At 71.1% G+C, this 25,295-nt stretch carries 26 protein-coding genes; 10 read left to right on the plus strand and 16 right to left on the minus strand.

Annotation, left to right across the window (positions count from 1 at the left end; all coding sequences use genetic code 11):
• Positions 1 to 18: 18 nt before the first annotated feature.
• The 5 genes from ABT186_RS13540 to ABT186_RS13560 form a co-directional block, all read right to left on the minus strand.
• Positions 19 to 663 carry a response regulator gene (locus tag ABT186_RS13540; RefSeq protein WP_351225363.1) on the minus strand — a complete coding sequence of 215 codons (645 nt, stop codon included), beginning with the start codon at positions 661 to 663 and terminating at the stop codon, positions 19 to 21.
• On the minus strand, positions 651 to 1,805 hold the full coding sequence (locus tag ABT186_RS13545) for a sensor histidine kinase (protein ID WP_351925124.1): 1,155 nt from the start codon (positions 1,803 to 1,805) through the stop codon (positions 651 to 653). Before ABT186_RS13545 ends, ABT186_RS13540 begins: the two co-directional genes overlap by 13 nt.
• A 93-nt stretch (positions 1,806 to 1,898) precedes the next feature.
• Positions 1,899 to 2,423 (minus strand): hypothetical protein, encoded by a 525-nt coding sequence (locus ABT186_RS13550; RefSeq protein ID WP_351225367.1) that lies wholly within the window; start codon positions 2,421 to 2,423, stop codon positions 1,899 to 1,901.
• 75 nt (positions 2,424 to 2,498) lie between these two features.
• On the minus strand, positions 2,499 to 2,825 hold the full coding sequence (locus ABT186_RS13555) for a MazG-like family protein (RefSeq protein ID WP_351925126.1): 327 nt from the start codon (positions 2,823 to 2,825) through the stop codon (positions 2,499 to 2,501).
• Positions 2,826 to 2,864: 39 nt separating this feature from the next.
• Complete coding sequence (locus ABT186_RS13560; protein WP_351925128.1) at positions 2,865 to 3,437, minus strand: DoxX family protein; 573 nt, start codon at positions 3,435 to 3,437, stop codon at positions 2,865 to 2,867.
• Between the two features lie 154 nt (positions 3,438 to 3,591).
• On the opposite strand from ABT186_RS13560, the gene ABT186_RS13565 reads away from it, so the two are divergent.
• Together ABT186_RS13565 and ABT186_RS13570 are read left to right on the plus strand one after the other, a co-directional pair.
• Positions 3,592 to 3,918 carry a nuclear transport factor 2 family protein gene (locus ABT186_RS13565; protein WP_351225372.1) on the plus strand — a complete coding sequence of 109 codons (327 nt, stop codon included), beginning with the start codon at positions 3,592 to 3,594 and terminating at the stop codon, positions 3,916 to 3,918.
• 70 nt (positions 3,919 to 3,988) lie between these two features.
• Positions 3,989 to 4,987 carry an aldo/keto reductase gene (locus ABT186_RS13570; protein WP_351225374.1) on the plus strand — a complete coding sequence of 333 codons (999 nt, stop codon included), beginning with the start codon at positions 3,989 to 3,991 and terminating at the stop codon, positions 4,985 to 4,987.
• Between the two features lie 22 nt (positions 4,988 to 5,009).
• On the opposite strand, the gene ABT186_RS13575 is transcribed toward ABT186_RS13570, so the two are convergent.
• Entirely contained in the window at positions 5,010 to 5,744 is a 735-nt protein-coding gene (locus ABT186_RS13575; RefSeq protein ID WP_351925130.1) for an ABC transporter ATP-binding protein, read from the minus strand.
• Positions 5,745 to 5,829: 85 nt separating this feature from the next.
• Positions 5,830 to 7,302, minus strand: a complete 1,473-nt coding sequence (locus tag ABT186_RS13580; protein ID WP_351925132.1) for an ABC transporter permease — start codon at positions 7,300 to 7,302, stop codon at positions 5,830 to 5,832.
• Positions 7,303 to 7,690: 388 nt separating this feature from the next.
• Between ABT186_RS13580 and ABT186_RS13585 the strand changes: the two genes are divergently transcribed.
• The gene (locus tag ABT186_RS13585) at positions 7,691 to 8,878 is read left to right on the plus strand and encodes a D-alanyl-D-alanine carboxypeptidase family protein (RefSeq protein ID WP_351925134.1); all 1,188 of its coding nucleotides are present in this window, start codon (positions 7,691 to 7,693) and stop codon (positions 8,876 to 8,878) included.
• 243 nt (positions 8,879 to 9,121) lie between these two features.
• Here ABT186_RS13585 and ABT186_RS13590 read toward each other — a convergent pair whose 3' ends face one another.
• On the minus strand, positions 9,122 to 9,880 hold the full coding sequence (locus ABT186_RS13590) for an SDR family oxidoreductase (protein ID WP_351225378.1): 759 nt from the start codon (positions 9,878 to 9,880) through the stop codon (positions 9,122 to 9,124).
• A gap of 136 nt (positions 9,881 to 10,016) precedes the next feature.
• On the opposite strand from ABT186_RS13590, the gene ABT186_RS13595 reads away from it, so the two are divergent.
• The 4 genes from ABT186_RS13595 (at position 10,017) to ABT186_RS13610 (ending at position 15,117) form a co-directional block, all read left to right on the plus strand.
• Positions 10,017 to 11,339: a multidrug effflux MFS transporter gene (locus tag ABT186_RS13595; RefSeq protein WP_351925136.1), complete on the plus strand. Its 1,323-nt coding sequence runs from the start codon at positions 10,017 to 10,019 to the stop codon at positions 11,337 to 11,339.
• Positions 11,288 to 12,466, plus strand: coding sequence for a serine hydrolase domain-containing protein (locus ABT186_RS13600; protein WP_351925138.1), 1,179 nt, complete (start codon positions 11,288 to 11,290; stop codon positions 12,464 to 12,466). Before ABT186_RS13595 ends, ABT186_RS13600 begins: the two co-directional genes overlap by 52 nt.
• A 727-nt stretch (positions 12,467 to 13,193) precedes the next feature.
• A complete protein-coding gene (locus ABT186_RS13605) occupies positions 13,194 to 14,252 on the plus strand; it encodes a small ribosomal subunit Rsm22 family protein (protein WP_351225384.1) in 1,059 nt (352 codons plus the stop codon).
• Between the two features lie 127 nt (positions 14,253 to 14,379).
• On the plus strand, positions 14,380 to 15,117 hold the full coding sequence (locus tag ABT186_RS13610; RefSeq protein WP_351925140.1) for a bifunctional DNA primase/polymerase: 738 nt from the start codon (positions 14,380 to 14,382) through the stop codon (positions 15,115 to 15,117).
• 15 nt (positions 15,118 to 15,132) lie between these two features.
• Here ABT186_RS13610 and ABT186_RS13615 read toward each other — a convergent pair whose 3' ends face one another.
• The 4 genes from ABT186_RS13615 to efeO are packed head-to-tail and all read right to left on the minus strand — an operon-like array spanning position 15,133 to position 19,407.
• Positions 15,133 to 16,134 (minus strand): SCO2278 family lipoprotein, encoded by a 1,002-nt coding sequence (locus ABT186_RS13615; RefSeq protein WP_351225388.1) that lies wholly within the window; start codon positions 16,132 to 16,134, stop codon positions 15,133 to 15,135.
• The gene (efeU, locus tag ABT186_RS13620) at positions 16,091 to 16,966 is read right to left on the minus strand and encodes an iron uptake transporter permease EfeU (protein ID WP_351225390.1); all 876 of its coding nucleotides are present in this window, start codon (positions 16,964 to 16,966) and stop codon (positions 16,091 to 16,093) included. Before efeU ends, ABT186_RS13615 begins: the two co-directional genes overlap by 44 nt.
• A gap of 3 nt (positions 16,967 to 16,969) precedes the next feature.
• Entirely contained in the window at positions 16,970 to 18,244 is a 1,275-nt protein-coding gene (efeB, locus tag ABT186_RS13625) for an iron uptake transporter deferrochelatase/peroxidase subunit (protein WP_351925142.1), read from the minus strand.
• Complete coding sequence (gene efeO, locus ABT186_RS13630) at positions 18,241 to 19,407, minus strand: iron uptake system protein EfeO (protein ID WP_351925144.1); 1,167 nt, start codon at positions 19,405 to 19,407, stop codon at positions 18,241 to 18,243. Before efeO ends, efeB begins: the two co-directional genes overlap by 4 nt.
• A gap of 275 nt (positions 19,408 to 19,682) precedes the next feature.
• On the opposite strand from efeO, the gene ABT186_RS13635 reads away from it, so the two are divergent.
• A complete protein-coding gene (locus ABT186_RS13635; RefSeq protein WP_351225396.1) occupies positions 19,683 to 20,327 on the plus strand; it encodes a PhzF family phenazine biosynthesis protein in 645 nt (214 codons plus the stop codon).
• A 6-nt stretch (positions 20,328 to 20,333) separates the two neighbouring features.
• On the opposite strand, the gene ABT186_RS13640 is transcribed toward ABT186_RS13635, so the two are convergent.
• Together ABT186_RS13640 and map are read right to left on the minus strand one after the other, a co-directional pair.
• Positions 20,334 to 21,002, minus strand: a complete 669-nt coding sequence (locus ABT186_RS13640) for a biliverdin-producing heme oxygenase (RefSeq protein WP_351225398.1) — start codon at positions 21,000 to 21,002, stop codon at positions 20,334 to 20,336.
• Positions 21,003 to 21,144: 142 nt separating this feature from the next.
• Positions 21,145 to 22,002 carry a type I methionyl aminopeptidase gene (map, locus tag ABT186_RS13645; RefSeq protein ID WP_351925146.1) on the minus strand — a complete coding sequence of 286 codons (858 nt, stop codon included), beginning with the start codon at positions 22,000 to 22,002 and terminating at the stop codon, positions 21,145 to 21,147.
• 60 nt (positions 22,003 to 22,062) lie between these two features.
• Between map and ABT186_RS13650 the strand changes: the two genes are divergently transcribed.
• Positions 22,063 to 22,293 carry a hypothetical protein gene (locus tag ABT186_RS13650; protein WP_351225402.1) on the plus strand — a complete coding sequence of 77 codons (231 nt, stop codon included), beginning with the start codon at positions 22,063 to 22,065 and terminating at the stop codon, positions 22,291 to 22,293.
• A gap of 40 nt (positions 22,294 to 22,333) precedes the next feature.
• Here the strand turns inward: ABT186_RS13650 and ABT186_RS13655 are convergent, their stop codons facing one another.
• Entirely contained in the window at positions 22,334 to 23,671 is a 1,338-nt protein-coding gene (locus ABT186_RS13655) for an MFS transporter (RefSeq protein ID WP_351225434.1), read from the minus strand.
• Between the two features lie 101 nt (positions 23,672 to 23,772).
• On the minus strand, positions 23,773 to 24,375 hold the full coding sequence (locus tag ABT186_RS13660; protein WP_351925148.1) for a hypothetical protein: 603 nt from the start codon (positions 24,373 to 24,375) through the stop codon (positions 23,773 to 23,775).
• A gap of 159 nt (positions 24,376 to 24,534) precedes the next feature.
• On the opposite strand from ABT186_RS13660, the gene npdG reads away from it, so the two are divergent.
• Positions 24,535 to 25,239 (plus strand): NADPH-dependent F420 reductase, encoded by a 705-nt coding sequence (gene npdG, locus ABT186_RS13665; RefSeq protein WP_351225406.1) that lies wholly within the window; start codon positions 24,535 to 24,537, stop codon positions 25,237 to 25,239.
• Positions 25,240 to 25,295 lie beyond the last annotated feature (56 nt).

Here is a 25,295-nt window from a genome sequence, read left to right on the forward strand (position 1 = left end):
GCAGACGGTTATGCGTCGCTACGTGTTGTTCAAGTACGCCGGCACGGCCAGCACCCGGCGGTGTCCGCTGTCGCCGGTCGGCAGGCCCAGCTTCAGGAACACATTGCCGATGTGTTTGCTGACCGCGCGTTCCGTGACGACGAGGGTCCTGGCGATGGTGGTGTTGTCGTGGCCCTCGGCCATCAGTGTGAGCACCTCCCGCTCGCGCGGGGTGAGGGAGTCCAGGCGCGAGCCGCGGCGGCGGGCCAGGAGTTCGGTGACGACTTCGGGGTCGAGGGCGGTGCCGCCCGCCGCCACCCGCTGCAGCGCGTCGAGGAACTCGTCGACCCGGCCCACCCGGTCCTTGAGCAGGTATCCGAGTCCGCTCGCGCCGCCGCCCAGAAGTTCCGCGGCGTAAGACTCCTCCACGTACTGCGAGAGCACGAGCACCGGCAGGCCCGGGATCTTCTCGCGAGCCTCACGTGCCGCCCGCAGGCCCTCGTCACGGAAGTCCGGCGGCATCCGTACGTCGAGCACGGCCGCGTCCGGGCGGTGCTCCAGCAGCGCGGGCAGGATCTCCGGCCCGCTGCCGGCCACGGCCACCACCTCGTGCCCCGCCGACCTCAGCAGCAGGACCAGGCCCTCCCGCAGCAGGGCGTTGTCCTCGGCGATCACCACACGCACGGCAGCTCCACTTCGATCACGGTCGGCTCCCCAGCCGGGCTGCTCACGGCGAAGGTAGCGTCGAGCGCGGCGACCCTGCGGCGCATGCCCAGCAGTCCGGAGCCCGCCGTCTCGTCGGCACCGCCCAGCCCCTCGTCCCGTACGACGGTCCGCAGGCCGGTGCGCAGGCGTTCCAGACGGACCGAGGCCCGGGTGCTCCCGCTGTGCTTGGCGGCGTTGGTGAGGGCTTCGGCCACCACGAAGTACGCGGCCGCCTCGACCGCGGCCGGTGCCCGTACCCCGGGGTCCTCCAGCCCGTCGACCCGCACGGCCACATCGAGTCCGCTGCCGGCTGCCAGCGCCCGGACGGCCCCGACGAGCCCGCGGTCGGTGAGGATCGGCGGGTGGATGCCCCGCACGACGTGCCGCAGTTCGGCCAGCGCTTCCTCGGCCAGGTCCTGGGCGTCGTCGAGCATCTCGCGCGCGGCCTCGGGATCACGGTCGTAGGCGCGTTTGGCGAGGCCGATCCGCATGGACAGGGAGACCAGCCGGGCCTGGGTGCCGTCGTGCAGGTCCCGTTCGATGCGGCGCAGTTCGGCGCCGTGCGCGGTGATCGCGCCCGCCCGGGTCCGGGCCAGTTCTTCGACCCGGACGGCCAGCCGGGCCTTGGGGGAGGGCTTGAGCAGGGCCTCGGACCAGCGGGCGTCCAGATCCGCGAGGCGGCCGATCAGCGGGAGGACGACCGCCCGGCGGTGCAGCAGCCCGCACCCCACACCGTCGACCAGCAGGCCGAGCGGCCACAGCGGCACCGCCAGGACGAACAGCCAGCCGTAGACGTACTGGGCGATCATCCAGCGCAGATCGGTGGCCGTGCCCGGGTCTCGGACGGCCGCGCGGACGCGCTCGCGCGCGGTGCCGGTGAGCAGCTGGTACGCCTCCGGGATCTCCCGGCCGGTCCACGCGGCCACCATCTGCCGCTTCGCCCCGGCTATCCGGCGTATCAGCAGCACCGTCTCGGGCAGCATCCACGCCCCCACCACCGCGAGTGTGGCAGTGGCCGTGATCAGCAGGACGGTGATGAAGAGATACAGGCCGAACGTCATCGCCGCGGCCAGGAACAGCCGGACCGTCGCGCGCGCGGCCTGCCGCACCGTCGTCCCCATGCCGACCAGGCTAGACGCCGTGGCGGCACGGGGTGCGGCAGGCTGCCCGCGGCACGGGGTGTGGCGGGCTGCCCCCGGCGCGCGACGCACGGTTCACATCATGCGCAGCGCCTCACGCGCCCGCTGGACGAAGTCCCGCAGCGCCTGCCAGAAAGGCCCGTACGCCGCGTCGAACCGGTCGGCGGCCTCCCGGTCGCCGTCGAGCATGGCCTCGACGGCCCGGTAGGAAGGGGTGGTGCTGCGCCGCAGCGCCTCGGCCGCGTCGGCGACCTCGGGCGGGCCCTCCAGCGACACGATCCAGGTGCAGTGGCGCAGTGCGCTGTACTCGTCGCGCAGGAGGTCCCGCAACCGCTTCAGCTCCGGCAGGCGCCTGTCGGCGTCGCCGCTCGCGCACAGGTCCGACACCTTCCAGTACAGGTCGCCCATCTGCTGTCCCCGCTCGATGAGGTTCGCGTACGCGGTGCGCCGGGTCTCCCGCAGCCGTTCCACCCGCTGCGCCTGTGTCGTCGTATCGGCCTGGATCCGTGCCGCCCGCGCCGTCCCGAGGCCGCCCACCCAGCTCGCCAGGACCGCCGTGCCCGCGGTCAGCGAGGCGATCCAGAACGCGTTGTCGGCCATGCCGTCCCCCGCCTCCCCCGTCCGGAACTCTGTCCGGGATCTGATTCAGGAGCTCGTAGCCCCGAATGAGCCGGCTCAGAGTGAGCGTCTCCCGACCCTCTCCAGGTGCGCCGCGAAGACCTCGCGCGCTTCCGGGGTCAGGGTACGCAGCGCCACCAGGGCCGTGATCACCACATCGCACAGCTCCGACTGGACGTCGTCCCAGCTGTGCGTCGTGCCCTTGCGCGGGTTCTGGCCCGTCGCGCCGATCACCGCCTGCGCCACCTCTCCGACCTCCTCCGACAGTTTCAGTATGCGCAGCAGCAGACCCTCCGCTCCGTCGTGCGCCCGGTTCGCGTCCAGCCATGCGTGCAGCCGGTCGATCGACTCCCAGAGGTCCGCGGACGTGTCGTGCTCACTCATACCCGCAGCCTGCCATGCCGCGGCTGCTCCTCGAACGGGTTACTCCCGCAACGACGGATACTCCTCGAACAGGGCGTCCTGCTCCCCCTCCGCCCTCTCCTCCTTCTTGCGCAGCCGCTGGTTCTGCGCCCCCACCACCAGGGCCGTGGCAGCCGCCGTCGCCGCGAACGCCGCCGGGACCATCCAGTCGCGGTTCACGGCGTGGCCGAACAGCGCGTCCACCGAGAGCCGGCCGGGGCCCGTCACGGCCAGGCTCGCCGCCGTGAGGCCCAGTGTCGCCGCGTACTCGTAGCCGCCGCTCATGGCGAAGAACCCGTTCGGTACGTGCACCGCCGCCGCTCCCGCCATCGCCCCGGCCGCCGCGGCGCCCGCCGCTGGTGTGGCAAAGCCCAGTGCCAGCAGTGTGCCGCCACCGGCCTCCGCGAGCCCCGCCGCTCTCGCGCTCACCCTGCCCGGCTGGTAGCCGACGGACTCCATGAACTGCCCGGTCCCCTCGATTCCGCCGCCGCCGAACCAGCCGAACAGCTTCTGGGCGCCATGTGCGGCCAGCACGCCGCCGGTGCCCAGCCGGAGCAGCAGAAGTCCCACGTCACGTCGGTCGATACAGGTCACGGTCACTCCCGGGGCAGGCAGCAGGAACGGTTCCCTCCGCGTTCCCACCGTCCCATCACCCGCACCGTCGCGGCCCGTTCGTGACGCCGTTCGGGTGGCGGGTCCGGGGGGACTCGGGTGGCGGGTCCACGGGACCGGTGTGACGCTGGCACACATGACGATTCAGACAGCCAGACTCAGCGACCCGGCCGTCCGGGCATTCGTCACCGCCGTCAACTCCCACGACCGCGAGGGCTTCATGGCGCTCCTTGCACCCGGCGCCACCATGGCGGACGACGGCTCCGAGCGGGACCTCGCCGACTGGATCGACCGGGAGATCTTCTCCTCCCACGGCCACATGGACGTCGACAAGGAGTCCAACGGCGGCCGCTCCCTCATCGCCAGCTACCGCAACGACACCTGGGGCGAGATGCGCACCCGGTGGACGTTCACCATGGACGACGACGGCCGGATCACACGCTTCGAGACCGGACAGGCGTAACGGCCCATCGGGCGCGGGCCCGCACAAGGGCTTGCCTTGAAGTGTGCTCCAACTCCTAGCGTCTTCGGCCATGGAGACGAACAGCACGGCGAACAGGACTTTGGGACGCAGCGGTATCGAGGTCAGCGCCCTCGGCTTCGGCTGCTGGGCCATCGGCGGCGAGTGGAGCACCCCGGACGGACAGCCCCTCGGCTGGGGCAAGGTCGACGACGAGGAGTCCGTACGGGCGATCCGGCGGGCCCTCGACCTCGGCGTCACCTTCTTCGACACGGCCGACGCCTACGGAACCGGGCACAGCGAGCGCATCCTCGCGCGCGCCCTCGGCAAACGGCGGGCCGACGTGGTCCTCGCCACCAAGTGGGGCAACGTCATCGACGAGGAACACCGGCTGCTCGTCGGCAGCGACGACTCCCCGGCGTATGCCCGCCGCGCGCTGACCGCCTCCCTGCGCCGCCTCGACACCGATCACATCGACCTCTACCAGCTGCACCTCTCCGACGCCGAGCCGGAGCGGGCCGCCGAACTCCGCGACCAGTGCGACGAGTTCGTGCGCGAGGGACTCATCCGCGCGTACGCCTGGAGCACCGACGACCCTGCGCGGGCCGCCGTCTTCGCCGAAGGCCCGCACTGTGCAGCCGTCCAGCACCGCCTCAACATCCTCCAGGACGCACCCGAACTCCTCGCCCTGTGCGAGGAGTCGAACCTGGCGAGCATCAACCGCAGCCCCCTCGCCATGGGCCTGCTGACCGGCAAGCACACCGCGGGACGGGCCCTGGAATCCGGCGATATCCGCAACACTCCGCCCGCGTGGCTGCCGGGCTTCTCCGAAGGCGGGGGCGCCGACGCGGAGTGGCTCCGGCGGGTCGACGCCCTCAGGGACATCCTCACCAGCAACGGCCGTACGCCCGCCCAGGGCGCACTCGCCTGGATCTGGGCCCGCAGCCCGCGCACCGTCCCGATCCCCGGCTTCCGTTCGGTCGCCCAGGCCGAGGAGAACGCGGGCGCGATCGAGAAGGGGCCGCTCACCCCCGGGCAGCTGGCCGAGGTCGACCGGATACTCGGGCGGTGAGCGGCCCCGACGAGCGCGCGGATCAGTCCCCCTGACCGCCGTACTGCTGCTGCCCGGCGTACTGCGGGGCCCGGCGCGCCCCGCCCTGCTCGGTCAGCGTGAGCCGGCCCTCCTTGATGGTGGCCAGCCGCGGGGCGCGGCGGGCGAGAGACGAGTCGTGGGTGACCAGGATGAACGTCAGCCCGTACTCGTGCCACAAGCCTTCGAGCAGCGCCATGATGTCGTCGCGGGTGCCCTCGTCGAGGTTGCCGGTCGGCTCGTCGGCGAGCAGCACCTTGGGCCGCTTGACCAGGGCGCGGGCGATGGCGACGCGCTGCTGCTGGCCGCCGGACATCTCGGAGGGAACATGGCCGAGGCGTTCGCCGAGGCCGACCGAGCGCAGCGCCTCCGCCGCCCGCTCGCGTCTGTCCGCCGGCTTCACCCCGAGCGGGACGAGCGCGGTCTCGACGTTTTCCTGCGCGGTCAGCGTCGGAATGAGGTTGAACGCCTGGAAGATGATGCCGATCTTCTGGGCGCGCAGCCGGGTCAGCTTGGCCTCGCCGGTCGTGGCGAGGTCCACGCCGTCCAGTTCGACGCTGCCTGAGGACGGGCGGTCCAGGCCGCCGATCATCTGCAGCAGGGTGGACTTGCCGCCGCCGGTGGGGCCCTGGATGACGAGCTGGTCGCCGTCCTCGATCGAGAGGTCGATGCCGCGCAGCGCCTCCACCGTCTCCTTGCCGCGCGTGTAGCGCTTGGTGACGCCGGTGAGCTTGTACATGGGTTCTCCGTGGAGTCCGTGGAAGAAGGGGTGGGGCGCCGTGGCCTGGGGGGAATCGGACACGGCGCCCCGGTCCGGGGAGGGGTTACTGGACGCTGCGCAGGGCGTCCGCGGGGCGCATTCGGGAGGCGCGCCAGCCGCCCATGGCACCGGCGATCAGACCGCCGGTGACCGCCAGGGCCACCGCGAGCGCGATGGTGGTCACCGAGACCGGCGCGGACAGCGCGATCTCCATCGTGTTCGTGGCCGCCTGCCGGCCGGGGCCGCCGCCGCCCGGACCGCCGCCGGGGCCGCCGCCCATGCCGCCACCGGAGGAGCCGAGCTGCGCGGTCAGCCTGGGGCTGATCGCCGTCACCGCGTACGCGGCCCCGAGACCCAGCGCGATACCGAGGACGCCGCCGAGCAGACCGTTCACGATGGACTCGCCGACAACCTGACGGGTCACCTTGCGGCCCGGCCAGCCGAGCGCCTTCAGGGTGCCGAACTCGCGCACCCGGCGGGAGACGGCGGAAGAGGTGAGCAGCGCGGCCACGAGGAACGCGGCGGCCAGGACCACGATCGACAGCCACTTGCCGACGCCGGCCGCCAGGCTGGAGGCGGTGGACAGCGAGCCGGAGACGGTGGAGGCGAGGTCGGAGGAGGTGGTGACCGTCGTGCCCGAGATGTTCTTCTGGATCGTCTTCTTGACGGTCGCGATCTGCTTCGAGTCGGTCGCCTTGACGTAGATCGTGGTGACCTTGTTCTTCGCGTCGCCCAGCGTCTGCGCCTGCTTCAGCGGCAGATAGACGTCGGTGGTGGACTCGCTGCTGTCGGGTGTCGCGATGCCGATCACGGTGTACTTGGTGCCGGAGATCGTGAAGGTCGAGCCGACCTTGTACTTCTTCTCCTTGGCGTACGACGTGCTGACCACGGCGACCTTGGCGTCGGTCTGTGACGCCGTGAACGTCCTGCCCGAGGTGATCTTCATCGCGGCGAGCGGGCCGAGGGCCTGGTTGGTGACGTCGACGCCCGCCACGGAGTAGTTGTTGACGTCGAAGGAGGCGCCGCCGCCCTGGACCTGCGGCTGGCCGCCACCGTTGCCGCCGCCTCCGCCACCGGGGCCGCCCTGCTGCTGGGAGCTGCCGGACGACGTCGACGTCTTCGCCTTGCCCTGGGTGAAGGAGCCGTTGACCTTGGTGACGTTCAGGCTCAGCGCGCCCACCGCGCTTGCCACGCCCTTCTGCGAGGCGACCTCCTCGACCAGCGATGACTTCAGGGCCTGACCACCCTGCGTCACCTGGTCGGAGCTCTGCTTTGTGCTGCTGTTCGACTTGGCGTCGAACTTGAAGGCGGGTCCCTGCGAGTTGTTCCCGGATGGCGCAGACATGGCCTTGGTGACCGTCATGTCGGTGCCGAGCCCGTACAGCGACTTCAGGACCTTGTCCTGCGCCTGTTGCATACCGGCCGACACCGAGTTGACGGTGATGACCAGCGCGATACCGAGCGCCAGACCCATCGCGATGACCAGAGCGGCCTTCTTGCGACGGCTCAGCTCGCGTCTGAGATAGATGCCAAACATCCCGTTCCTCGAAGGTTCTTGGCGCCCGCTGTGGGCGCGGCCACAAGCTAGGGAGAAACCTTTGAGCCACCCTGAGGAAGGCATGTGCGTGGGGTGAGAAAGTGACGCCAGGGATCAGAATTCCGTAAGACAGCCGATTCCTAAGTCGTTCAGGGTGTAATGCCAGGAAACCCCTGTTCAGTGGGTGGTTGGTGAAGAGAGGCGGGCCCGCCCGGCGTGTTCCTCCTGGTGGGACGGTGGAGGGGCGCACAAGGGCGGGCCCGCGTAATGCGCGCCTTCTTCGCCGTCCTCTTCGCCACGGTTGTGACCCCATCATGACCGGGCTTTTGCCGCGCTTTTGTCACCCCGCTGTGTGCCGCCGCTCAGTCGCTTTGTACGGTCCCGGGATATGCGTGCTTTTTCTCCGCTCTCCCCGTGTGCCGCGCGGATGTCCCGCCGCGCCGTGCTCGGGCTCGCCGCCGTCGCGCCGCTCACCCTTGCCGCACCCGCGTCCGCTGCCACGACCATCGGCGGTGAGCGGCTGGCCCGCTCCGGCGTCCAGGTGCAGCGGGCCGCCGACCTGCCGAAGAAGCTCAGCGCCCGCTCCTGGCTCGTCGCCGACCACGACAGCGGCGAGGTGCTCGCCGCGTACAACGCGCACCAGCGGCTGGCGCCCGCCTCCACGCTGAAGATGCTGTTCGCGGACACCGTGCTGAAGAAGTTCGAGCCGACCCGGACCTACAGGGTGACCGACGCCGACCTCGCGGACGTCCCGGCCGGATCCAGCCTGGTCGGCATCAAGCCCGGAATCACCTACACCGTCGAGCAGTTGTGGCTCGGCGTCTTCCTTCGCTCCGGCAACGACGCCGTGCACGTCCTCAGCCATATGAACGGCGGGATCGCCCGGACCGTCGCCGAGATGCAGGCCAGGGCGGAGGACCTGCAGGCCCTGGACACGCATGTGGTCAGCCCGGACGGCTTCGACCACCCGGGGCAGCTCTCCTCCGCGTACGATCTCACGCTGTTCGCCCGCCACGGCCTGAAGAACAACGACTTCCGCGGCTACTGCTCGACGCGGACCGCCGACTTCCCGGCGGGCGGGAAGAAGACCTTCCAGATCCAGAACACCGACCGTCTGCTGACCGGCGCGTGGGGCCTTGGCACGTACCGGGGGCTCATCGGCGTCAAGAACGGCTACACCAGCAACGCCGGCAACACGTTCACCGGCGCCGCCACCCGTGGCGGACGCACCCTCCTCGTGACCGTCATGCATCCCCGGCCCGGTGGCAACGGCGTCTACCAGGAGACCGCCGCCCTGCTCGACTGGGGCTTCGCACACGCGGGTACCGCCGAGGCCGTGGGTACGCTGGTCGATCCGCTCAGCGAGGGCGGGGTGAAGGTGACGCCCTCGTCGACGGGGGGCGCGCGGAAGGGGGCGGCGGGCTTGGAGGCCTCGGCCGCCAAGAGCGGCTCGTCGTGGGGCCTGGCCGGCGCGGCCGGGGGAGCGGCGGCACTGCTGGCGGGCGGGGCGTACGCGCTACGGGTGCGCCGGCGCAAGGGGGCGACAGCGACGGACGAGGGCGGTCAAGAGCACTGACGCATGGGCAGCCGTTCCGCGGTCCGGCGCGTACCCCGCGGTCCCTCGCGAGGTCCACCCCCTGCCCGGACCGCGGAACGGCTGCCGCCTCCCCCCTTTTGATGTGGTCCCCGGAAGCTCCATGCTCCAAGTGTGAAGCTCTGGTGGAGGAGATGTTGAGCATAAGCCCGTCACGTGCAGAAATCGTGCGGAGTTAGATATTCCGATTGTGCAGATTGGGCCACTGTCGAGGCGCGGCCCCCGTCAGCCGCGCCCCACGTACGGCATCGTCGTGGCCAGCACCGTCGCGAACTGCACGTTTGCCTCCAGCGGCAGCTCCGCCATGTGCCGTACCGTCCGCGCCACATCGGCCACGTCCATCACCGGCTCGGGCGCGACCTCGCCGTCGGCCTGGAGTGCTCCGGTCCGCATCCGCGCGGTCATGTCGGTCGCCGCGTTGCCGATGTCGATCTGCCCGACCGCGATGTTGTACGGCCGCCCGTCCAGGGACAACGACTTGGTGAGGCCGGTCAGCGCGTGCTTGGTGGCCGTGTAGGCGACGGAGTGCGGCCGGGGCGTGTGCGCCGAGACGGACCCGTTGTTGATGATCCGCCCGCCCTGGGGGTCCTGCCCCTTCATCTGCCGGTACGCCGCCTGCGCGCACAGGAACGCCCCGTTGAGGTTGGTGTCCACCACGTGCCGCCAGTCGTCGTACGGCAGTTCCTCGACCGGCACCTCGCGGGGCCCGTTGATCCCCGCGTTGTTGAACAGCAGGTCCACCCGCCCGAACCGCTCCACGGTGGCGGCGAACAGCGCGGCGACGTCCGCCGGCTGCGACACGTCGGTGCGTATGGCGACGGAGGCGCCCCCGGGCACCAGAGCCGCCGTCTCCTCCAGCGTCTCGGGGCGACGCCCCGCCAGGGCCACCGACCAGCCCGCGCCCAGCAGTTCCACCGCGACCGCACGGCCGATCCCGGACCCCGCGCCGGTCACCACCGCGATCTTCGATTGCCTGTCATCCATGGCCCCGCAGCCTACGAGCGGCCGCGCGACCCGCGGGTCACGCCTCCCCGGGGTGTCCGCCCCTCGGTACACGGCCCCGGCCACCCCGTTCGAGCTGAGACCATAGGGGGCGGACCGAATGAAGAGGGAGCGGCAGATGCCCGAGCGTGGCTGTACCACGCACGACCACAAGGAGCCGGAAGGCCACATAACCGAGGCGGCACCCGCTGTCGTACCCGACAGCCGAGGCGCCGCCCTCCGCCGTACCGGTCTCCTCGTCACCTTCATCCTCGGCGGGCTCACCGCCACGCCGCCGCTGGCCATGGACATGTACCTCCCGTCCCTCCCGGAGGTCACGAAGTCCCTGCACGCGCCCGCCGCGACCGTGCAGCTCACCCTCACCGGCTGCCTCGCGGGCATGGCCCTCGGCCAGCTGCTGGTCGGCCCGATGAGCGACAAGTGGGGACGCCGGCGCCCTTTGCTGACAGGCCTCGTCGTCTACGTCGTCGCCACCGTGCTCTGCGCGCTTGCGCCCTCGGTGGAGGCCCTCGTCGCCTTCCGGCTGGTGCAGGGGCTCGCGGGCGCTGCCGGGATCGTGATCGCTCGCGCCGTCGTCCGTGACCTGTACGACGGCGTGGCCATGGCCCGGTTCTTCTCCACCCTCATGCTGATCTCCGGGGTCGCACCGATCGTCGCGCCGCTGATCGGCGGCCAGATCCTGCGCGTCACCGACTGGCGCGGCGTGTTCGTCGTCCTCACGGCCGTCGGGGCCGCGCTCACGGCGCTGGTGTGGGTGAAGTTGCCCGAGACGCTCCCGCCGGTCGAGCGGCACGGCAGGGGAGTCGGCGAGGCCCTGCGCTCCATGCGGACGCTGCTGGCCGACCGCGCCTTCACCGGCTACACCATCGCGGGCGGCTTCGCCTTCGCCGCGCTGTTCGCGTACATCTCCGCGTCCCCCTTCGTGATCCAGGAGATCTACGGCGCCTCCCCGCAGACCTTCAGCCTGCTGTTCGGCCTCAACTCCGTGGGCCTGGTGATCGTCGGGCAGATCAACGGCAAGGTCCTGGTCGGCCGGGTCAGCCTCGACAAGGTGCTGGCCGTCGGCCTTGCGGTCATCACGCTCGCCGCGACCGCGCTGCTGCTGATGTCGACGGGTGTCCTGGGCGAGGTGGGCCTTGCCCCGGTGGCCGCGGCCCTCTTCGTCCTCATGTCGGCGATGGGCCTCGCGATGCCCAACACCCAGGCACTCGCCCTGATGCGCACCCGGCACAACGCCGGTTCCGCGTCCGCGCTCCTCGGCACGTCCTCCTTCCTCATCGGTGCGGTCGCCTCACCGCTCGTCGGGATCGCCGGTGAGCACACCGCCGTCCCGATGGCCGTCGTCCAACTGGCGGCCGCACTGGTGGCCGTCGCCTGCTTCGTGGCACTGTGCCGTCCCTGGAACGGACGAGCAGCCGAGAAGTTGGGGGAGGAGAACTGACCGCACCGAGACTGCGCATCGACACCCCGGCGAAGGCCGGGCTCGATCCCGAGGAACTGCGTCTCCTCGTACGCGAGATCCGCGACGCCGTCGGCGGACGGCGCCCCTGGGCGGCGGGCGCCGTGGTGGTCGCCGGGCGCGGCCCGGTGATCGCCGTCGAGGAGGCGGTGGGCTGGGCGGTCCGTTACGCCGCGTACGACGCGGAGGCGGACCGAGGGGTGGAGCTGCCGTCGGCGGCCAGGGTGCCGATGACCGTGGACACCCCCTTCGACCTGGCCTCGCTCACCAAGCTGTTCACGGCGGTCGCCGCGATGCAGCAGCTGGAGCGCGGCACGCTCGGCATCGACGCACGCGTGGCCGCGTACCTGCCGGACTTCCCTGCGGCGGCAGAACACGGGATCACTGTGCGGCAACTGCTCACCCACACCTCCGGGCTGCGGCCCGAACTCCCGCTGTACGACTGCGAGTCGGACGCGGCACGGCTCGCGCTGCTGCGCGCGGAGGCGCCGGTGGGCGTGCCGGGCACGTACTGCTACTCGGACCTGAACCTGCTGCTCCTGCAGTACGTCCTGGAACGCATCACCCGCCGCAAGCTCGACGTCCTCGTCCGCGACGGGATCACCCGGCCGCTCGGGATGACGGCGACGCGCTTCGGGCCGTGCCCGGGCGCGGCGGCGACGGAGGACCAGCGGCGGCCGTGGGCGAAGGCGGACCGGGGGATGCTGAGGGGCGTGGTCCACGACGAGAACGCATGGGCGCTCGGTGGGGTGGCCGGGCACGCGGGCCTCTTCTCGACGGCACGCGACCTGGCCGTCTTCTGCCGGGCGCTGCTGGCCGGCGGCTCGTACGGCCCTGCGCGCATCCTGGGCCCCGACTTCGTCGAACTGATGCTCACCCCGCCAGGGCTGGGCTTCGCGGTCGACCAGCCGTGGTTCATGGGCGGGCTGTCGGGGCGGGGCGCTGCGGGCCACACCGGCTTCACGGGCACGTCACTGGTCCTGGACCCGGCGACGGACACATTCCTGGTCCTGCTGGCGAACACGGTCCATCCACACCGCCGGCCCCCGGACAACCGGCCGCGGGTGGCGGCGGGGGACCGGGTGGCGCGGGCGGTGCGGGGGACGTGAGGGGGGGTTTCGGGGGTTGGCGCTGCTCAGGCGGGCGAGCGGTGCTTTCGGGTGTGAGCGCTGCTCCGGGAGGTGAGCGGTGCTTTCGGGTGTGAGCGCTGCTCTGGGGGGTGAGCGGTGCCTTCGGGTGTGAGCGCTGCTCCGGGAGGTGAGTGGTGCCTTCGGGTGTGAGCGCTGCTCGTGGGTGTGGGCACCGCTCCCGGCTGTGAGCACTGCTCGCATTGGGCGCGGTGCACATGGTGGTGGATGCCGACCTCGACGGAGAGCGGTGCTCTAGAGAGCGAGCACCGATCTTCGGCGTGAGCACCGATCTTCAGGCGTGAGTGCGGGTCTTCAGCGTGAGCACTCATCTTCCGCGTGGCCACCGGCTTCCCGCGCCACCGCCACAGCCCGGCGTGAGCACCGCTCTCCGACGTGAGCACCGATCTTCAGGCGTGAGTGCGGGTCTTCAGCGTGAGCACTGATCTTCCGCGTGGCCACCGGCCTCCCGCGCCACCGTCACTGCCCGGCGTGAGCACCGCTCTCCGACGTGAGCACCGGCCGCCCGTCGGCGTGAGCACCGCCTCCGCCGCGAGTACCGCCCTCTTGCGTGAGCGTCGCTCTCCGGCGTGAGCGCCACTCTCTCGCGTGAGCGCCACTCTCTCGCGTGAGCACCGCTCGCGGACGTGAGCACCGCCCTCCACCGTGAGCACCGCTCACACCCCCGCCCCGCCCATAGAATCAGCACGTGAACGCCCCCGTCTCCCCAGCCGACACCCTCCGTGCCGCCCTCGCCGGGCTGCTCGACGGGCTTCCGCCCCGGCAGGCCGCTCAGGCCGTGGAACGGCTGATCGCCAACTACCGGGGGCGGACCCCGACCGACGCGCCCGTGCTCAGGGACCGTTCCGACGTGGTCGCGTATGCCGCGTACCGGATGCCCGCGACGTTCGAGGCGGTCCGCGCGGCGCTGGACGCCTTCGCGGACGCCGTGCCCGGGTGGGCGCCGACGAGTCATGTGGACGTCGGCGGCGGCACCGGTGCGGCTACCTGGGCCGTGAGCGCGACCTGGGACGGGGAGCGCCCGGTCACCGTGCTGGACTGGGCCGAGCCCGCGCTCGCGCTGGGCCGGGAGATCGCCGCCGCCAACCCGGCGCTCAAGACCGCCGAGTGGCACCGCTCTCGTATCGGATCGGCGCTCACCATAGAGAGCACTGATCTCGTCACCGTCTCGTACGTCCTCGGCGAGCTGACCGACGCCGACCGCGCCTCGGTAGTCGACGCCGCGGCCACCGCCGCCCAGGCCGTCGTGATCATCGAACCCGGCACCCCGGACGGCTACACCCGCGTCATCGAGGCCCGCGACCGGCTTATCGCAGCCGGCTTCCACATCGCCGCCCCCTGCCCGCACAGCGCCGCCTGCCCCATAGTCCCCGGCGAGGACTGGTGCCACTTCTCCGCCCGGGTCAGCCGTTCCTCGCTGCACCGGCAGGTCAAGGGCGGTTCACTGCCGTACGAGGACGAGAAGTTCAGCTACGTCGCCGCGGCCCGTTTCCCGGTGACGCCGGCCGCCTCGCGGGTCGTGCGCAAACCGCAGATCCGCAAGGGCCAGGTGCTCCTCGACCTGTGCAGCCCGGACGAGTCCCTGCGCCGAGACACCGTGACCAAACGGCACGGTGTGCTCTACAAGGCGGCCCGCGACGCGGACTGGGGCGACGCCTGGCCGCCGCCCGGCCAGGACCAGCCGCCGCAGCCCGGCGCGCCCTCGCCCACCGGCCGGCCGGACACATCGCGCGAAATTCCGCAATAACCCCTGATCCAGGTCCGCGGTTGGCATCGCCCCAGGTACCCCGGATGTGGACTCCGGTCATCCGAGGCGCAGGATGGTGGGACCATAGGGCATGCTTCCGGACCACGGCAGTGAGGCGAGGGGATAGATGAGCGCAGAGTTCGGCCGCCGCACGAGCGGGCAGGGCAGGATCTCCCAGTGGCTGCGCGGACGTCGTCCCGCCCGTCTCGAGGAGGACGCCGGCGACGGCGGCCGTGAGGCGATGCTGCTGGCCGCTGCCGCCGCCGGGCTGCCGCTCGCGCCTGCCGCGCATCCCGCCGGCTACCGCTGTTCCTGCGACCGCGTCGGCTGTCCCACGCCCGCCCGCCATCCCGTCTCCTTCGCCTGGCAGACGCAGTCCACCACCGACACGGCGCAGATCGAGCGCTGGGCCCGCCACCAGCCGGAGGCGAACTTCATCACCGCGACCGGGATGGTGCACGACGTGCTCGACGTCCCGCGCGAGGCCGGTGACGAGGCCCTGGAGCGGCTGCTCGGCTCCGGCGTCGAAGTGGGGCCGGTCGCCACGACCGGTGACGGGCGCATGCTGTTCTTCACGCTGACGCGCGGTACACCCGAGGACGAGGACGAGTGGTGGCCCTGCGCACTGGACTGCCACCCGGAGACGATGGACGAGCACCCGGGGCTGCGCTGGCACTGCCGGGGTTCGTACGTGCTCGTACCGCCAGCACGGCTGCCCGGTGACCTGACGGTCGCATGGGTACGGGGCCCGGAGCACGCGCTGCCGGACCCGCTGAGCCTGCTGGAGGCCCTCACGGACGCATGCGCCCGGTATGCCGGGGCCGCCTCCGAGGACCGGCTCGCCGGTTGGCCCCACCGGTCCTGAGCCCCGGCGCCGCCCTTACTCCCCTGTGGCCCCCGTCAGCCCCTCCACCCGGCTCAGGAACTTCACCTGACCCTTCGTCGGGTCCAGTACCGCCTGGTTGGAGACGAACTCCAGCGTCAGGGACTGGTTGGGCTCGCCGGTCAGCAGGGCCTTGATGTTGGGGTCGGTGATGTTGATGTTCACGCCCTGCGCGGCTGTCTGCTTCTCGTAGTGGCGCGTGGTGAAGAACACCAGTGCGCCGCCGTCCGTGGTGCGCAGCCCCACCGGGGCGTAGTCGCCGTTCGTCAGGGGCTCGTCGATGTACTGCCGGGCCAGACCCGGCCGACGTGCGTTCTCCTGCCGGGTGGCCCGCCACTGCGAGGTGTGCGTGCCGGGCGCGAAGGTGTTCCCGCCGTTCTGCAGGTATGTCGTGTACGCCGAGGAGAGCTTGCGCGGCTGCACGGCGAGCGCCGCGTCGTCCTTGGTGACGGGCTCGGCCCGGCCGTCCTTGTCGGTCTTGAACGTCGGTACGTCGCCCGCCGCGAGGATCGTCAGATACGACACCGCCCACACCTTGTTGGGGTCGGAGCGCGTGAAGACGAGCAGCCAATGGGCGTCCGCGCTGCCCTTGTTGGCGCGGGTGTCGGCGACGAACCAGCGCGGCCAGCCCGCCTTGGCGGGGATCGTGAACTTCGCGTCCGTCAGCTTGAGCGGGACGTGGCTGGGGTTGCCGCCCGGGTTGGTCTTGTGGCCCGCCTCCAGTTTGCCGCGGTCGATGTCGGCGAGCGCGCCGGTGACCCGGTCCGCGTCCAGGGACCGGTCGTTCGCCTTGTCCGCCTTGTTGTACGCGGCGGTGAAGTCCTTGAGCGCACGAGCGGCCTCGGCACGTGTCGCCGTCGGTACGACCTCCCGCTCGCCGTGGACCACCACGCAGCCGCTCGCCGTCACGGACAGAACGGCCGTCGTCGCCGTTGCCAGGGCGAACCGGTGCAGACTACGAAGCGTTCGAGGGCTGCGATCCCCGCGATCCCTGCTCATCAGTGACCTTCACCTTCCCCTTCCCGGAGGCGAACCCTACCGGGGCGAGGAAGACGGCGAGTGTGGGGACCAGGTACAGAGCCCACACCGTGATCTGAAGGACCGTCGGGTCGGGCTGGAAGTTGAACACGCCCTTCAGGAGGGTGCCGTACCAGCTGTCCGGCGGGATGGTGTCGCTGATGTCGAAGGCCAGGTGCGTCAGGCCCGGGAGCCAGCCGGCCTCCTGCAGGTCGTGGAAGCCGTACGCGAGCACGCCTGCCGCGACGACGACCAGCATGCCGCCGGTCCAGGTGAAGAACTTGGCGAGGTTGATCCTCAGGGCGCCGCGGTAGAACAGCCAGCCGAGGAAGACCGCCGTGGCCAGGCCGAGCGCCACGCCGATCAGCGGGCGCGGGGTGCCGTCGCTCGCCGCGTGCACGGAAGCCCAGACGAACAGCGCGGTCTCCAGGCCTTCGCGGCCGACGGCGAGGAAGGCGGTGGCGACCAGCGCGCCCGTGCCCAACTGCAGGGCCGCATCAAGCCTGTCGTGCAGCTCGGACCTCAGATGCCGGGCGGTGCGCCGCATCCAGAAGACCATCCAGGTCACCAGGCCGACCGCGAGGATCGACAGGGAGCCGCCGAGCGCCTCCTGCGCCTGGAACGTCAGCTCCTGGGAGCCGAATTCGAGGACGCAGCCGAAGCCCATCGCGATGGCGACCGCGATCCCGATGCCGATCCAGATGGGCTTCAGGGCGTCCCTGCGGCCGGTCCTGACCAGGTAGGCGATCAGGATGCAGACGACGAGACTGGCTTCCAGCCCTTCGCGCAGGCCGATCAGATAGTTGGAGAACACTGGCTACGCCTCCTCGGTCAGCAGCGTCCGGCCCCACCAGTCGTCCTTGTCGCGGACGCCGGGCGGGACGGCGAAGACGGCCGAACCCACGTGCTGGATGTACTCGTTGAGCGCGTCGGACGCCGACAGCCTGCGCTGCAGCGGGATGAATCCCTTGCGTACGTCGCGCTGGTAGGCGAGGAAGAACAGGCCCGCGTCCAGGCGGCCGAGGCCGTCGGTGCCGTCGGTGAAGGAGTAGCCCCGGCGCAGGATCGTGATCCCGTTGTTGGAGTCGGGGTGCGCGAGCCGGACGTGCGCGTCGGGCTTCATCGCCTTCAGGAACGGCTCGTCGTGCTCCTTCGCCTTGCCGACCGGGGCGCCCTCGCCCTTGTCACGGCCGAAGACGTCCTCCTGCTCCTGCAGCGAAGTGCGGTCCCAGGTCTCGATGTTCATGCGGATGCGCCGGGCGACGAGGTACGAACCACCGGTCATCCACGCCGAGTTCGCGGCGCCGTCGCCGTCGCCGACCCACACGAACTTCTTCAGCCGGTCCGTCTCGGTGCCCGCGATGTTGCGGGTGCCGTCCTTGAACCCCATGAGATTACGGGGGGTCTGGGCGTCCGGCGTGGTCGACGAGGTCTTGCCGAAACCGAGCTGGGACCAGCGGATGGCCACCTTGCCGAATCCGATGCGGGCCAGGTTGCGGATCGCGTGCACGGCGACCTGCGGGTCGTCCGCACAGGCCTGGATGCACAGGTCGCCGCCGGTGCGGGACCTGTCCAGGTTGTCGCCGGGGAACTTGGGCAGGTCCACCAGCGCTTCGGGCCGCTTGTCCTTGAGCCCGAACTTCTGGAAGAGCGACGGCCCGAAGCCGATCGTCAGCGTCAGCCGCGACGGCTTGAGACCCAGTGCCTCACCGGTGTCGTCCGGCGGCGCCTCGGCGAGCCCGCCGTACGCGCCCCCGCCGACCGCCTGGCCCGCGGTCATCCGCCGCGCGGCCGCCGTCCAGTCCTTGAGCATCTGCACGAACTCGGCGCGGTCGTCGGTCTTCACGTCGAACGCGGCGAAGTGCAGCCGGTCCTGCACCGGCGTGGCGATGCCCGCCTGGTGGGCGCCGTGGAATTCGACTGCGGCGCCGGTCGCGGCCGCGGCCGGGTCCATGTCGTCGCCCGTACGGGCCATGGCCACCGCACCGCCTGCCGCGGCGGCGCCCAGCGCGAGGCCCGCACCGCCCCAGCCGATGAGCGCACGTCGCGAGGGCGCGGACGAGGAGGTCTCAGGAGTGGTCGAGTCCGTCATGATCCGGCCCCCTGCTTCACGACCGCGGCGGCGAGCTTCGACAGCGGCTCCGCGAGCGCGTTGACCGCGTCCGAGAGCTGCTTGCGGTCGTCCTTGCCGACCTTGTCGTAGGAGACGAAGTCGTAGGAGGCCTTGTCCGAGCGGTACTTGTCGAGCAGCGTGTTCAGTGCCGCGAACTGCTTGTCCAGCTCCGTCGTCAGGGCGGAGTCGTTCGTCTGCGCGACCGGCTTCAGCAGCTCGTACGCCTTCTGCGCGCCCTCGACGTTGCCCTTGAAGTCGACGAGGTCGGTGTGGGAGTAGCGGTCCTCCTCGCCGGTGACCTTGCCGGTGGCGACCTCGTCGAGCAGTTCCTTGGCGCCGTTGGCCATGGAGGTCGGGGTGATCTCGGCCTTGCCGACTCGCTTCTGCCAGTCGGTGAGGTCCTTCATCAGCCGGCCGGCGAGTTCCTTCTCGCGGTCGCCGATCTTCTTGTCCTGCCACAGGGCCTTCTCCAGGCGGTGCCAGCCGGTCCAGTCCGTGGCCGGGTCCTGGCCGTCCTCCAGACCGTCCTCACGGACATCGACCTTGGGGTCGATGTCGCCGAAGGACTCGGCGACGGGCTCGGTGCGCTCCCAGCCCAGACGCGAGGGCGCGTAGGCCTTCTTCGCGGCCTCCAGGTCACCGGCCTTGATCGTCTCGGTGAAGGCCTTGGCCTTGGGCAGGGTCTGGTCGGCCTGCTCCTGCGCGTACTCGCGGTAGTCGGCGACGGCCTGGTCGAGCTTCGGGTTCCGCTTGGCGGCACTGCCGCTGCCGGTGGCCGTGACGTCCTGGCGTATGCCCTTGCCCTTCATGCCCGGCTTGCACGCGATCCGGTAGTCACCGGCCTTCACCTCGGCGGTGACCTTCTGTTCGGTGCCGGGGCCGATGTTCTCGCGCTCGGCGACGATCCGGTCGTCCGGGAAGAGCAGGTAGACCTCGGTCACCTTGGCGCCCTTGTTCTCGACCGCCAGCTCGATGTGCCCGGCCGGGAACTCCTTCTTCGACAGCTCGCACTTCGAGTCGGTCGCGGTCACCTGGATCAGGTGGTCGGAGTCCTCCGCCGCGCTCTTCTCCGTGCACCCGGTTACGACGGTCAGAGCCGCCGCGGTGGCGGCGGTGAGGACGGACAGCCGGACGGCTCGCATGAAGTCTCCTGGAGAACGACGGACGAACCGCGCGGAGGGAGCCCGCGCGGTGTGGTGAGGCTTACCTAACTTACCTGAGCATTACCTCGGCTATACCCACCCGGCCCTTGAATCGGCGCCACGAGAAGATCACAGAAACGGCTTGATCACGACGACTCAAAACGAGCCCCAAAGCATGGTCAAGGAAAGGTCAAGCAAGAGGTGGTTCGGCTGGGTGAACCGTTTGCCTCCGCATGGGACGCCCCCGCCGCCCCGCGTGATGCTTCAATGCCCGCGTGACTGACTACGACGTGCTGCGCGTCTTCTGCGGGCCGAGCGGCGGATACGGCAACGAGCTCGGCGTCGTCCGCGAGGGCTCGATCATCCCGGAGCGGAGCGACCGCCAGGAGCTCGCCGCGAAGCTCGGTTTCAGCGAGACCGTGTTCGTCGACGACCCCGAGCGCGGCGTCATCGACATCTACACGCCCACCCTGCGGCTGCCGTTCGCCGGGCACCCCTGCGTGGGCACGGCCTGGCTGCTCGACGTGCCCGAACTCGTCACCCCGGCCGGGGTGGTGGGGGTCCGCCTGGACGGCGAGTTCAGCTGGATCGAGGCCCGCCCGGAGTGGGCGCCACCGCGCACGCTGCGGCAGTACGCGACGGCCGCCGAGGTGGACGACCTGCCCGTGCCTCCGCCCGGGGAGTGGATCTACGCCTGGGCCTGGGAGGACGAGCCCGCGGGCCGCATCCGCGCCCGCGCCTTCCCCGGCCGGGACGACGGCATCGACGAGGACGAGGCGACGGGCGCGGCGGCCCTGCTGCTGACGGCCCGGCTGGGCCGCGCGCTGAACATCGTCCAGGGGGCGGGCTCGCAGATCCTGACGGCACCGCAGCCGGAGGGGTGGGTGGAGGTCGGAGGCAGGGTGTTCCTGGAGCGCTGACCGTCGCTACGCGCTCAGCGGGAACTCCTCGCTCAGCGCCCGGAAGACCGCCGTGTTGAGCGCGTACGCCCGCCTGCACTCGGCCACGATCCGCTGCTTCTCCAGGTCGTCCACCCCGATCCCGTCCAGGAGTGTCCGGTACGTCCTCCTGAAGGCCGCCGGGTTGGGGATCCCCTCGAACACATAGAACCGGACGCCGTCACCCTTCCGGGAGAAGCCCCATGTCCTCTCCGCCGTGTCGCGAATGATCTGACCGCCGGCGAGGTCGCCCAGGTAGCGGGTGTAGTGGTGGGCGACGTATCCGCCGGGCCACCGCTCGGCGCACTCCCGTACCCGCGCCGCGTACCTCCGTGTCGCGGGCAGCGTCGTGATGTGCTCCCGCCACTCGGGACCGCGCAGGTGCGCCAGGTCCCGCTCCAGCGCGGTCAGCCGGAACAGCTCCGGCCGTACGAAGGGGCCGGCCACCGGGTCGGCGGTCAGCCGCTCGACGCCGGACTCCAGGGCCTCGTACACGAACCACAGCTGCTCGGTGTACCGCGTGAACGCGTCGACTCCGAGTCTGCCGCCCAGCAGGCCGCTGATGAACGCCGAGGTGTTCGCCTCCCTGTGCTGATCGAGGGACGCGGTGCGGATGAGTGCCGAGAACGCCGTGCGGGACGTGTCCGGCGTGTGCATGGGACCTCCAAGGTTTTACCGACACCCTGTCGGTAAAACGGTACCCCGGATCCCGGGGCGTACCCACCCGAGGCCGGTCCGGTCCACACGAAGGAGCCCGCTCCGTGGACGGAGCGGGCTCTCATGGTGTGCACGGGTGCGGCTACGGCAGCGTGAGGATCTCCGCGCCGGTTTCCGTCACGACCAGCGTGTGCTCGAACTGGGCGGTCCGCCTGCGGTCCTTCGTCACCACGGTCCAGCCGTCGTCCCACATGTCGTACTCGTGCGTGCCGAGCGTGAGCATGGGCTCGATGGTGAAGGTCATGCCGGGCTGGATCACCGTGGTCGCGTGCGGGCTGTCGTAGTGCGGGATGATCAGCCCTGAGTGGAACGACGAGTTGATCCCGTGCCCGGTGAAGTCCCGCACGACCCCGTAACCGAACCGCTTGGCGTACGACTCGATGACCCGCCCGATGACGTTGATCTGGCGGCCGGGCTTGACGGCCTTGATGGCGCGTTCGAGGGACTCGCGGGTGCGCTCGACCAGCAGCCGGGACTCGTCGTCCACGTCTCCGACGAGGTATGTGGCGTTGTTGTCGCCGTGGACGCCGCCGATGTACGCCGTCACGTCCAGGTTGATGATGTCGCCGTCGCGCAGGACCGTGGAGTCCGGGATGCCATGGCAGATGACCTCGTTGACCGAGGTGCACAGCGACTTGGGGAAGCCGCGGTAGCCCAGCGTGGAAGGGTAGGCGCCGTGGTCGCACATGTAGTCGTGCGCGACCTTGTCCAGCTCGTCCGTGGTGACGCCCGGAGCGATGATCTTCGCGGCCTCCGCCATCGCCTGCGCCGCGATCCGCCCGGCTGCGCGCATCGCCTCGATGGTCTCGGGGGTCTGCACCTCCGGACCGGTGTACGGGGCCGGCCCGGGTTTGCCCACGTATTCGGGGCGGCGGATGTTTCCGGGTACGGAACGGGTGGGAGACAGCTCTCCTGGTACGAGCAGCGACTGGCCAGTCATGCCAGCGAGTGTATCCAGCGGGTGTGCGGGACCATGGCCCTGGTGAAAGGAGCTCCTGCGATGGCGCTGTTCAGGAAGCGGACGGTCGGGAAGCCCGGAGAGTGGTACTACTGCCTGGTCCACCAGAAGGTCGAAGAGGGCCCCGAGTGCCCTGCGAAGGACCGCTTCGGGCCGTACGCGTCCCGCGAGGAGGCGGAGCACGCGATGGAGATCGCCCAGGAACGGAACGAGGAGTGGGAGACGGACCCGCGGTGGCACGACACGCCCGCGGGAGAGCCGGACGACGACTGAAGCGCCACTGAGCCTGTCCGGCGTTCGAGGACGAGGCCGTTCAGGCCGATGCGGGGGTCTGGGGGCGGCGGCCCCCAGCCTCCCGCTCCGCCCGGAGGGCCACCGCGTGCTCGTTGGTGCGCGCGTCGTACCGCATCAGGCCCGGGAGGCACAGGGCCATCAGGGCCACCGCGCCCGTGCACAGCAGGCCGCCGGACCACACCGACGTGCGGACGTTCGTCCACGCCGCTGTGCCGCCCGAGCGGACCTGGCCCAGTTGGGGGCCGACCGAGTACGACAGCAGCTCGATACCTGCCAGGCGGCCGCGCAGTTCGTCGGGGATCGTCTGGTTCCACATCGCGCCGCGGAAGATCCCGCTGACCATGTCGAGGCCGCCGCCCAGGGTCAGGAAGAGCAGCACCAGCCAGACGTTTCCCGCGGCCCCCGCCGCCGCGATCGCAAGCCCCCACCCGGCCGCCGCGAGGACCACCATCCGCCCGTGCCGATGGATGCGTGACGTCCAGCCGCTGGTCAGCGACACGATCAGCGATCCGGCCGGAACGGCCGCATACATGAGCCCCAGCGACCACTCGGCGTGCAGTTCGTCCGCGAGGAACGGCAGCACCGCCAGCGGCATCGCGAAGAACATCGCGGCGATGTCGACGACGTACGTTCCCAGGAGTTCCTTGCGGCTCCACGCGTACCGCGCGCCCTCCGCGATCGATCTGAGTGACGGTCCGGCGGCCTCGCGGGCGGCGGGCGATGCAGCCAGCCCCAGGCCCAGCGCCACCGACACCACGAAGGTCACCAGATCCGCGCCGTACGCCGCGCCGAGCCCTGCGTACGCGACGACCACGCCCGCCACCGCCGGGCCCGCGACCCCGCCGACCGTCCAGCGCAGCGAGTTGAGCGAGGCCGCGGCCGGGAGGTGGTCGTGCGCGACGATGCGCGGCACGAGGGAGTCCAGGGCGGGGCGCTGGAGCGAGCCGAGCGCGGAGGACAGGGCGGCGACGACGTACAGCGGCCAGACGGCGGGCTCGGGCAGCAGCGCGTTCAACAGAAGCACGGCCGACAGCAGGCCCTGACCGGCCTCGGTGAACAGGATCAGCTTCCGCTTGTCGTAGGCGTCGGCGAGCGCGCCGCCGTACAGACCGAAGACGATCAGCGGTACGAGCTCCACGGCACCGATCGCGCCCACCGCCGCCGCCGAGCCGGTGAGGTCCTTGAGCTGCACCGGCACCGCGACGAACGTGAGGAACGTGCCGAAGTTGGTGATCAGCCCGGCCAGCCAGAGCCTGCGGAAGTCCGCCGACGCGCGCCAGGGCGCGAGGTCCGGGAGCAGCGCCCGCAGCCGGGAGGCGGCCGGGGAGCCTGGGGACGGCGCGTCCTCGGCTGCCACGGCCGGTTCGGGAACTGTTACGGGGGAGGCGGGCGCATCGTCGGTCACGACGGGCCATGCTCAGCCGAACCGACGCCCCGGACAACTGGTTTTCCGGCCGCTCACCACCGCGCCGGCGGCGGCGCCGTCAACTGGTCGGCCAGGCGCGACAACCGGTCCCGGAAGCGCCGCTGTCCCCGCGGGGCCGGCAGCGCGTTCTCACCCGCCGCCGCACTCACCAAGTGCTGCACCGTGTCCAGACCGAGGTCCGTGTCCGCAAGTACCGTCAGCGACTCGTGCGCCATGGCCGTGAGGTCGCGGTCCCCGGACTCCAGCGCCAGCACCGTCGCGCCGGCCCGCCGCGCGTCGTGGACCCGCTCCAGCAGCCCGGCCCCCGGGGCGGCGGGCGACACCACCAGCAGAGTCTCCCCGCGCCGCGCCGCCGACAGCCGTCCGAGCCCCACCGCCAGATGCGCCGGATCCGTAGCCCGCGCCCCGTGCCGCACCAGCGTCGGCGACAGCTCCGGAGTCCCCGACCACGCCGCCTCGTCGACCAGGTGCGCCGCCAGATGCCACGGCTCGTACGCCTCGGTGCCCACGAGCAGCAGCCCGCCCCCGTACGACACCACGGACCCCCGCAGCGCCCCGGCGAACCGCCGCGTGGCCCCCAGCCACTCGGTCCCGGCGAGCACTTCCCGCAGCAGCGCGACCCGTACGGCGTCCATGCGAAAACATCCTGCCGTAACCGGCCACTCCTGACCGCGGGTTCACCGCGAATTCGCCCGACACGGGCACCGGACCGAAGACGATCGCCGTCCGCCGGATTCCCGTGAGGGCCCTCACCCGAGCGGCGTACGGGGCCGGGGCGCACGTAGAGTCGGCCCATGACCTCTTCCGACAGTGCACCCAAGGCCCCCGCCAAGGACCCCTGGGACCTTCCCGACGTCTCCGGGCTCGTCGTCGGCGTGCTCGGTGGTACCGGACCGCAGGGCAAGGGCCTCGCCTACCGGCTCGCCAGGGCCGGCCAGAAGGTGATCATCGGCTCGCGTGCCGCGGAGCGCGCGCAGACCGCCGCCGAGGAGATCGGCCACGGCGTCGAGGGCGCCGACAACGCCGAGACGTCCCGGCGCAGCGACATCGTGATCGTCGCCGTGCCGTGGGAGGGCCACGCCAAGACCCTCGAGTCCCTGCGCGAGGAGCTGGCGGGCAAACTCGTCGTCGACTGCGTCAACCCGCTCGGCTTCGACAAGCAGGGCGCCTACGCGCTCAGGCCGGAGGAGGGCAGCGCCGCCGAACAGGCCGCCGCACTGCTGCCGGACTCGCGGGTCGCCGCGGCCTTCCACCATCTGTCCGCCGTCCTTCTCCAGGACCCCGAGGTCGACCAGATCGACACCGATGTGATGGTCCTCGGTGAGGAGCGCGCCGACGTCGAGATCGTGCAGGCGCTGGCCGGCCGGATCCCCGGCATGCGCGGCATCTTCGCGGGGCGGCTGCGCAACGCCCACCAGGTCGAGTCCCTCGTGGCGAACCTGATCTCCGTGAACCGGCGGTACAAGGCGCACGCGGGGCTCCGGATCACGGACGTATGACCTCATGGGGGACACTGGTCGTCGAAGTCGAAGCAGTGTCCCCCGACAGGAGCCGA

Source organism: Streptomyces sp. NPDC001634 (assembly GCF_040298185.1).
Lineage (GTDB): Bacteria > Actinomycetota > Actinomycetes > Streptomycetales > Streptomycetaceae > Streptomyces.

Bases quoted from the DNA above. Each gene is read 5' to 3' on its own strand.
- ABT186_RS13545 (WP_351925124.1), bottom strand. From the start codon at position 1,805: ATGGGGACGACGGTGCGGCAGGCCGCGCGCGCGACGGTCCGGCTGTTC.
- ABT186_RS13550 (WP_351225367.1), bottom strand. From the start codon at position 2,423: ATGGCCGACAACGCGTTCTGGATCGCCTCGCTGACCGCGGGCACGGCG.
- ABT186_RS13555 (WP_351925126.1), bottom strand. From the start codon at position 2,825: ATGAGTGAGCACGACACGTCCGCGGACCTCTGGGAGTCGATCGACCGG.
- ABT186_RS13565 (WP_351225372.1), top strand. From the start codon at position 3,592: ATGACGATTCAGACAGCCAGACTCAGCGACCCGGCCGTCCGGGCATTC.
- ABT186_RS13570 (WP_351225374.1), top strand. From the start codon at position 3,989: ATGGAGACGAACAGCACGGCGAACAGGACTTTGGGACGCAGCGGTATC.
- ABT186_RS13575 (WP_351925130.1), bottom strand. From the start codon at position 5,744: ATGTACAAGCTCACCGGCGTCACCAAGCGCTACACGCGCGGCAAGGAG.
- ABT186_RS13580 (WP_351925132.1), bottom strand. From the start codon at position 7,302: ATGTTTGGCATCTATCTCAGACGCGAGCTGAGCCGTCGCAAGAAGGCC.
- ABT186_RS13585 (WP_351925134.1), top strand. From the start codon at position 7,691: ATGCGTGCTTTTTCTCCGCTCTCCCCGTGTGCCGCGCGGATGTCCCGC.
- ABT186_RS13590 (WP_351225378.1), bottom strand. From the start codon at position 9,880: ATGGATGACAGGCAATCGAAGATCGCGGTGGTGACCGGCGCGGGGTCC.
- ABT186_RS13595 (WP_351925136.1), top strand. From the start codon at position 10,017: ATGCCCGAGCGTGGCTGTACCACGCACGACCACAAGGAGCCGGAAGGC.
- ABT186_RS13610 (WP_351925140.1), top strand. From the start codon at position 14,380: ATGAGCGCAGAGTTCGGCCGCCGCACGAGCGGGCAGGGCAGGATCTCC.
- ABT186_RS13615 (WP_351225388.1), bottom strand. From the start codon at position 16,134: ATGAGCAGGGATCGCGGGGATCGCAGCCCTCGAACGCTTCGTAGTCTG.
- efeB (WP_351925142.1), bottom strand. From the start codon at position 18,244: ATGACGGACTCGACCACTCCTGAGACCTCCTCGTCCGCGCCCTCGCGA.
- efeO (WP_351925144.1), bottom strand. From the start codon at position 19,407: ATGCGAGCCGTCCGGCTGTCCGTCCTCACCGCCGCCACCGCGGCGGCT.
- ABT186_RS13640 (WP_351225398.1), bottom strand. From the start codon at position 21,002: ATGCACACGCCGGACACGTCCCGCACGGCGTTCTCGGCACTCATCCGC.
- map (WP_351925146.1), bottom strand. From the start codon at position 22,002: ATGACTGGCCAGTCGCTGCTCGTACCAGGAGAGCTGTCTCCCACCCGT.
- ABT186_RS13650 (WP_351225402.1), top strand. From the start codon at position 22,063: ATGGCGCTGTTCAGGAAGCGGACGGTCGGGAAGCCCGGAGAGTGGTAC.
- ABT186_RS13660 (WP_351925148.1), bottom strand. From the start codon at position 24,375: ATGGACGCCGTACGGGTCGCGCTGCTGCGGGAAGTGCTCGCCGGGACC.
- npdG (WP_351225406.1), top strand. From the start codon at position 24,535: ATGACCTCTTCCGACAGTGCACCCAAGGCCCCCGCCAAGGACCCCTGG.